Source organism: Oleiphilus sp. HI0043, assembly GCF_001634935.1.
On sequence record NZ_LWEY01001635.1, the window covers coordinates 1 to 969 of the forward strand.

2 protein-coding genes are annotated in these 969 nt (G+C 44.3%); both read right to left on the reverse strand.

Features of this window, described 5'->3' with window-relative positions:
* The coding region (locus tag A3729_RS24855; RefSeq protein WP_156498119.1) for an ATP-binding cassette domain-containing protein at positions 1 to 468 on the reverse strand (468 nt) is incomplete at its 3' end.
* Positions 469 to 644: 176 nt separating this feature from the next.
* Positions 645 to 969 (reverse strand): DUF3010 family protein (locus A3729_RS24860; protein WP_082882171.1); only part of this gene is annotated, 325 nt, incomplete at its 5' end.

Sequence of the window (969 nt, forward strand, 5' to 3'; positions counted from 1 at the left end):
AACTTGTGCCATCAAACCAAAGTGGAATTCTTCAGCAATACCCGCTGATAGTAATATTTCCCCGGCTCGACTCTCCGCACTGTAGCCGTCCATCTCCGCAAATTGCGTTTCCAATTCAGCGACCTTCATGCCATCTTCTTCAGACATTTCAGGTAGGCTGTAGATACGATCACGCTCTTGTTTCACTTTCCACAGCTCAACATCACCCATGATCACTGCATCGACAACGCTGTACTCTTCGAAGGCAAACTGATCCTGGCTTAGTACACCGACCTTTTCACCTGGTGTTATAGAAACGTTACCGGACGTTGGTGTTAACTCACCACTCAGGATTTTCATAAAGGTTGATTTACCGCAACCATTAGCCCCGATTAAACCATAGCGATTACCGTTACCAAATTTAGCTGAAATGTTCTCGAACAAAGGTTCAGCACCAAACTGCATGGTGATATTAGCGGTAGAAATCAAGAGAGCGTCCTAGGTATTTGAAGGTGAGAGGCTCAGCTTGAATGTCTTTCAATCGGTTTTAGCAAAGAGTGACAGAAGCTTAAGCACAAAGGGGCGCGAACTATAAAGACTTGGGGCTAGAAAGTCGAGACAAATTGACTATAAAACATACAAGACTGTCGAAGTAAGCCTGGCCGTTACTCCTGTTCTGCATCCACACCATAATGTCTACGCATAAGGTAGGCATAAGCTGTAGTAAATGCGGCTTCTTGCATCACTTTCAGGCCTGTTTCTTCAAAAGGTACCGGGATAGGGTTTTTCTTAACAGCTGCTTTGATATCAACTGGGGTTATCAAGCGAACATCGACTCCATCAATCAGTTCAATTGCAGCCTCCATTTTGAAACCAATCGCACCACCGGCAAACTTACCTTTTGTCGGTCTCTCTCGAATAATTACGGTATCTATTTGATAGTCTGTCATCAGTTTGGCAAACGTAGCCTGAAAGTACTTTAGACTATGG